Below are 7,410 nucleotides of genomic sequence, written 5' to 3'. Positions count from 1 at the left end.
CATAGTTGCTATCAGGTGTGAGGAACCATAAAGGTTGCGGGAGCTCGTAGACGGCTCTCATCCCCCAGCTTGCGCAAGGGGACTTCTCGCCTGTGGAGTTAAATGTTGTCGTCTGCTGAAGGTGGAAAGATGATGCTAAAAAGCACGGCCGAATCAAACCCCTATATTCCATACAAAGGGACGCACCCTTATCAATTCAATCATGTCTACAGAGCGCAGAAATTTGTATGATCATAGGTTGTCCAAGACGATCTAAACAGAGAGGGAGACGATATCAGTATCCAAACCTGCCTTCAGGTGATCCTGACCAATAAAGAATTTACACCCAATTATTGACGAAAATATCTTTGTAGAGAGGATAATTGACGGGTACCTTGATATCCATCTATTGAGATGTTGTAAAAAGAGGCTTGCAGAGTGGATATATGGACATTTCATCTAATAGTTGATATTGATCTGATAATACGATATAGATTCATCAAAGTTCTTGGGTTTAGCGTCAATATCAAAAAGAAGGTTTTATAAATAATAATAATAAATAAATATAATAGTTATTTATATATATTATGCAGTTATTATTACCATTGGCACAGGTAGACAGAGAAACCTGTCAGGAGATGACGGTACCAACGAGCAGATGGAGTTGAGTCAGGGATACATTCCTGCCTGGCGATGAGATATAGCAGCACAGTGGGTGGGAGAGATTTGCTACACCAGTGCCATATGATTCGATTGAACGGTGACGGTCATCAGAATTACATGATCAAAGGAGGAAAATTTGATGATAATAGGGAAAACAACAACCATAACGGTTGTATTAATAATGATAGTTGCGTTAGTCGCAGTACCGGCAAGCGCCGATACGGTGGCGACAAATGTTGTTATCCAGTCAGGTGGAGGAGATCCCCCATGGCTTATGGCAGTATGGCAACAGGATACAACGGATGCACTGGAAGACGGAGATCCGGATCATATGATACCGGGACCTCAATTTATGCCACCTGTTAAATTTCGGGGCAATAAGAAGATCTGTTATTTTGCAGTGGTCTTTGATGCTCAGGGACCAGACACAATCACCCAGGTTTCTCATCAGGTCTACAACCCAATGGGGAATGTACAACAGCTGGATGGATACAGCACCGGTTCAGGTTGGTTCCAGTGGGATCAGCGATACAGGTATCAGGTTATTGGCAGCAACTATTACGAAGTAAACGATGAGGATGACAAAACTGCCGCAAGAGAAACCCTTCAGGCTGCATATCTTGCCGGGCTTGTAACATTCAATGATGCCACCTGGGAAGAAGTTGATTATATGCTAAGCCAGGACGAAGCGAAGCTCTTCTGGGGTTGTGCAGATAATTATTACAACTATCCTGCGGGCTGGTTCAAGGTCATGACAACCGCCTTTGATCACAATAATAACCCCAGTGACCCGGTTGTAAGCACATATTATAATGTCCCGGTTGCAGCCTTTGAGCTTGATTTTAATGCAATCGATTACGGGGATATCGCACTCAATTACTGGAAACCTATCAGCGGGGATATAACCTTTGGTACATCCGACAGGCCAACTGCACGAAACATCGGTAACACCTATCTGAAGATCGCCATCGAGCAGAATGATATGAGTATTGGTACGTCTCTTGTGAATGGAGTAGACCGATGGGATGTCAAATACGGTGCCCGGCTTGGGGATAATTCAGATGACTGGAGGGAATATGAGCCCTATGAAGAGGTTGTCCTTCCCAACCATCTGCCTCTATGCAACACACGAAAGCTCGACTTTAAAATTCAGGTCCTGAAGGCATGGAGTGGAAGTACCTATAACGGTACAATGACGCTGACTGCCGAGCCATGGTGGGGAGATTAACCAAAGTATAATTGAGTATTACCACCCGACTGCATGAGATCGGGGGGACAAAGAAGAGATGTACATCGGATAACAGGAATATGCCACGAAGGCATGCTCCCGATTTAGCGGATCTGGCATAATTTCTGTATTGGAAGGGAGGAACATAAAAATGAAGAGGAGATATGTATTATCGGTAACACTGGCCATCATAACCCTGATGGTGCTACTCTGCCAGCCTGCCTTAGCTGCAGGTATAGGCATTGGACCTAACGAGGTTACCATCAATCAGGCTACTCGTGGAGGAACCTACGAGCGATCATTGACCATCTTTAATCCCGCAGATCAGGGAGTGAATATCAATGTCCGGACAGAGGGGGCAGCAGGCGACTGGATTGCCCTATACCGACTGGATAACAGACAAACAGAGATCTCTGAGCTATTCATACCTGCCAGGGAAAATGTCCAGTTGCTTTTCAAGGTTATCGTACCGGAAGATACACCGACTGAGATGTATCAGGCGCGAATTGTCGCTGAAACACAAAGCGAAGAAGCCATGGCAGGTGGAGTTGGGACTGTTCTCAGGGCGCGATCTGTGGTCACGATTCATGTTATTGGCAGGGAGATAGTATCCGGAAAGGTTGAAGGTATCAGTGTTGCAAACACCGAGACAGGCGTGCCACTGGTAATTGATGTCCAGTTTCGAAATACCGGTAATGTTATCGTCTCACCTGAGATTCACAGCACCATAAAAAAGGATGGGGAGGTCATTGGAGAGGCGCGCTCAAGTGAGAAAAGGGTTACTCCAGAGACAATTGAGTCGATTCTGGTTGAATGGTCCACCGAAGGACTGGAACCGGGAACATACACAGCAAACGTCGTCGGTATGCTCCGTGGGGAACAGATAGCCTCACAGGAGATGGACTTTGAGGTCTTTCCATACGGTCAGCTCAGCCGGGAAGGAACACTGAGCGACCTTCAGTATGAGGGGATGATGCAGACGGGGGTACCCATTAAGCTCAACGGTATCTTTACTAATACCGGAAAAATTGCAACCCGTGCAGTTCTGAATGCTGAAATCTATCAAAACGGCAACTTTATCAACGCCATCTCCGGTGACACCGTTCTTGTCCCGGTCGGAGGCAGATCAGAGCTCTTCTCCTACCTAACTGTTGCAGAGCCCGGAGAGTACCAGATCAAATACTGGGCATTGTATGAAGGACAGAGAACCGAGATGAAAGACGTGTCGCTGACAGTATCGGAAGGTGGATCATCGGCAGAACCACAGGCTTCACCACTCTCGCCGGTTTCTGTCATTGGTGCTGCGATGATGCTGATTATATTTGCGACAGGGGGCCGGCTGAAGAGAAGAGGGTGATCGATCAGGCGAGTGCATAAGGAATCTCAACAGATTGAGGAAACACCAAATACTTTTTTCCTGATGATCCCAGGCATTCTGAGGATGAATTACGCTATTTGGTGATATGGAAAGAGGGGCCGGTGATCCCTCCCGGTCTACCACAAAAGGATGCTGCCGTCCTTACTGATGAATAGTTGGTATCAACAACCCCACCCTGAAGGGAAGGGATTGCAATATCGGTTGTACAAGAGATAATGCAATTTCATCTGTACGAAGGTTGCTGGTAGTTGAGCCATATTCGTACCAGCCGGTTGACACGACTGCACCTGATTATCGGCTTCATAACCAAATCCCCAGCTGCTTTCCTCAAAGGGTTTAACGCACCATTCTCGTCCACATTGATCACGATGTCGGAGTTGCTCTGATACAGCCACCGCGTAATCTCTTATAAACTGGACCAAGGGTCATTTCACGGATCTTTTCTGGCTGGATCTGTGACAGAATTTTGAAGGTCGGTTCTTTCCAGGTTAATGCATTGCTGTTTTTTAAATGTCCGTGATCTCCCGAGGGTGACATAGCCGTTCCGTATCGTGATATGCGATGCAGGAAATCTCAGTTTGTAACGGCCGTCCTTCTCCAGATAACGGCAAGATTTGGCCGATTCGGGAGGTCCCCGGAGTGGTACATCCGCACGAGTGCAAAATAGGAGATACGCTTCTTCTATACCCCTGATCGTCTGTTGTGCAACATCACTATGGAGAAGCGGGATGGTTCTCATTCTGGCGGGAGCTGTCATAAATTTGAGATATCTTTGTGGGGAAAGTGGTGGATAAAACGACCTATGACAAGAATGCGATTGCTTTCATTTCAGAATACCGGAAGGGTGCCTGGCAGAATACCCTGAGATCAGATTCTGCCACCATATCGTCTGGGAAAGCTCGATGACTGCAACCAAGGCCGCAGGAGAACTATACCCTCAAGAGGAGAAGAGACATTCGAAGAGAGAAACGAGCGGATAAGAGACGCATATCATTTTCTACAACGATCCCGAAATCGAAGCCATGATGAGGGCGCATACCCATAGAATGGAGATGCACAGGCTGAAATCGAGATTAAAATTGATTTCACGACAGCGAAACGGCAATTCATAAGAAAAGGCAGAAGTATTCAGACCAGTTATCGGTTTGAAAGAGACCTCACACAATAGTGAAAATTCGATGAGTCAATTGAAGGAATTTTTCACCAGTTAACGTGCTACATAAATACAATAATCAATAGTAGATGTATAATTTTTCAAAAAAACGGATGTACGAAAGAGAGCCTAATCATAATGCTTTTATTCCTCACTCTGTTTTTATAATATATTCGTAAATTAATATAATGAATAATTATATATATTTCTAAGATATAGCTACTATCAGCACAGGTAGATACAGAAGCCTGTCCGGGTACGGCAGCTCCAAAGAACAGGCAAACCCTGATTGGAGGGGGTGATTTCCCGGACATCCACATGATAAAAAAAAGGTCAATGACCTTTGCAGGACAGAGAAATCACCTACCGTGCCATACGATCTGAAGCACCCATTCCTGCCACCCGGATCGAAGAGTAAAGGAGGAACAAAAATGATGATCGGAAAAGCTGCAGCCACTCTGGTTGCACTGATGATGGTACTCGCATTTTTTGCGATACCGGTGAGCGCCGATGAGGTGGTTACATCAGCTACTATCCAGTCGGGTGGAGGAGACCCCCCCTGGGTGATGGCAGTATGGCAACAGGATTTAACCCCTGAACTGGAAAACGGCGACCCGACACACCAGGTAGATCTGCCCCAGTTCATGCCACCTGTAGAATATGATGCCTACAAGACTCTCTGCTACTATGCAGTCGTCTATGATGCACAGGGACCAGACACAATCGTTCAGGTATCCAACAAGGTCTATCACCCACTGGGCAACGCCCAGGGACTGGAGGATCAGACCACAGGTACAGTATGGAACGAGTGGGATGGATCCAAGAAGTATCAGGTCATCGCCAGCGAATACTACGAAGTGAACAATGAAGATGACAAGGCTGCCGCCAGAGCTGCTCTTGAGGCTGCATATCTTGCAGGTCTTGTTACCTTCAACGGTGCCACCTGGGAGGAAATTGATTATAAGCTGAGCCAGGATGAGGCGAAGCTCTTCTGGGGCTGTGCAGACAAGTACTACAAACAGCCAGGCGGATGGTATCCAGTCGAGACAACCGCTTTTGACAACAACGACAACCCAAGTGCACCAGTTGCAAGCCAGTTCTATTATGTTCCGGTTGCAGCATTTGAGCTTGACTTCGCATCCGTAAACTATGGATCAGTCTCGGTCAATAACTGGAAGCCAATCAGCGGTGATGCAACATTTGGCACTGCAGACAAGCCAACCATCAGGAACATCGGCAACACCTGGATGTCAATCTCCATTGAGCAGGATGACATGGGTATTGGCAAGTCACTCGTCAATGGTGCATACAGATGGGATGTCAATTATGGTGCACGGCTTGGCGACAACTCAGACAACTGGGTTGAGTATATGCCCGAAGAGGAAATTACGCTGCCCAACCCGCTGCCACTCTGCAACACAATAAAACTCGACTTCAAGATTAAAGTCCTCAAAGCATGGAGCAATGATTCACACATTGGTACAATGACGATCACTGCCGATCCATGGTGGGACATCAGCCCATAAGCATAAAACCAGTATATTACTACCCTGCATGGGATCTGATCTGGACTGAGATCAGTTCAGAGCCAGTTCGACGGGGACATATGTCGCTAAACGGCATATGGTCCCGATTTTTTTCGTTAAGAGAGTGATTCTGTAGCAGATACGGGAAGGTACCATGAGTACTATAGGTGCATCAGATATGTTTTTCACCGCCAGAGCTTTGCTGATGCCCCTCTACCAGCCTGCGTTCGCTGCAGGGACGGGTATCAGACCACAGGAGACCGAGATCAATCACTTCAAATGTGATGGAAGCTATGAGCGATCATTGAGTATCTGTAATCCTGGAGATCAGGGCATCAATGTCAATCTCTGGTATGAGAGTATGATACAGGCGGGCACTCCCACTTCACTCAATGATATCTTATCCAATCCTGGAGAGATTGCATCCCGTGTAGTTCTGAAAACAGGGCTCTCCCGGAATGGTATTGTCATCAATACCAATCAAGTGGAATCCATGCGTGTCCCGGTCGGCAATCAGTTTGAATTCTTCTCTTATTTAAAAATTGCAGATGCAGGTACGTATCTGATTACATATTGGGCCTTGTATGAGGGACAAAGAACAGAAATGAACGATATATCGCTAAGGAGGGCAGCGAAAGAGAAGACGATGTTCGGCAGACACTGCCGAACAACCGGGAGAGGTTGATCCATTATGAAACAACCGAATACCTGGATCACGCTGATAATCGTGATCCTGATTCTATCAGCCACTATTATTCCGGGTTCTGCCAATCGGGAGGCATCCGACTCTGTTGAGAATGGCCCTTTGATGAGTGGCAGTCAACCGGAAGGAGAATATGGAGATGATACAGGAGACGAAGAAGGATACCAGGAAGAAACCGGGGATTACTCCGGGGATGATTTTGGAGAACAATCTGAAGACGGAGATGAAGAGGAAACCAGGGATTACTCCGGGGATGATTTCGGAGAACAACCTGAAGACGGAGACGAAGAGGAAGCCGGAGATTACTCCGGGGATGATTTTGGAGACTCGAATAGAGAAGAGGACAGAGAAGAAGGAGGGGAAGAGGGCGAAGAAGCCGATGAAGTAGGTGACGAAACCGGGGATGAAGTAGGCGATGAAACCGGAGATGAAGTAGGAGAAGAGACCGGGGAGGAAACCGGAGATGAAGTAGGAGAAGAGACCGGAGATGAAGTAGGAGAAGAGACCGGAGATGAAACCGAGGAAGAAACCGGGGAGGAAGTAGGAGAAGAGACCGGAGATGAAACCGAGGAAGAAACCGGGGATGAAGCCGAGGAAGAAACCGGAGATGAAGCCGAGGAAGAAACCGGAGATGAAGCCGAGGAAGAAACCGGAGATGAAGTAGGCGATGAAACCGGAGATGAAGTAGGAGACGAGACCGGAGATGAAGTAGGAGACGAGACCGGAGATGAAGCCGAGGATGAAACCGGAGATGAAGTAGGAGACGAGACCGGAGATGAA

The 7,410-nt window shown here is 47.0% G+C and carries 4 protein-coding genes; 3 read left to right on the top strand and 1 reads right to left on the bottom strand.

All coding sequences use genetic code 11. From position 1 onward, the window contains the following. Window positions 1-823 precede the first annotated feature (823 nt). The 3 genes from RJ53_RS11070 (at window position 824) to RJ53_RS11060 (ending at window position 5,927) form a co-directional block, all read left to right on the top strand. Window positions 824-1,870: a hypothetical protein gene (locus RJ53_RS11070; RefSeq protein WP_211531695.1), complete on the top strand. Its 1,047-nt coding sequence runs from the start codon at window positions 824-826 to the stop codon at window positions 1,868-1,870. 199 nt (window positions 1,871-2,069) lie between these two features. Then, window positions 2,070-3,227: a hypothetical protein gene (locus RJ53_RS11065; RefSeq protein ID WP_211531694.1), complete on the top strand. Its 1,158-nt coding sequence runs from the start codon at window positions 2,070-2,072 to the stop codon at window positions 3,225-3,227. Between the two features lie 1,605 nt (window positions 3,228-4,832). Beyond that, window positions 4,833-5,927 carry a hypothetical protein gene (locus tag RJ53_RS11060; protein WP_211531693.1) on the top strand — a complete coding sequence of 365 codons (1,095 nt, stop codon included), beginning with the start codon at window positions 4,833-4,835 and terminating at the stop codon, window positions 5,925-5,927. Between the two features lie 742 nt (window positions 5,928-6,669). Here RJ53_RS11060 and RJ53_RS11055 read toward each other — a convergent pair. Next, window positions 6,670-7,410 (bottom strand): hypothetical protein (locus RJ53_RS11055; protein WP_211531692.1); only part of this gene is annotated, 741 nt, incomplete at its 5' end.

The organism is Methanocalculus chunghsingensis, assembly GCF_018132105.1.
Taxonomy (GTDB): Archaea; Halobacteriota; Methanomicrobia; order Methanomicrobiales; family Methanocorpusculaceae; genus Methanocalculus; species Methanocalculus chunghsingensis.
The sequence above is the reverse complement of the archived record's forward strand: the minus strand, read 5'-3'. Positions and strand labels throughout refer to the sequence as shown.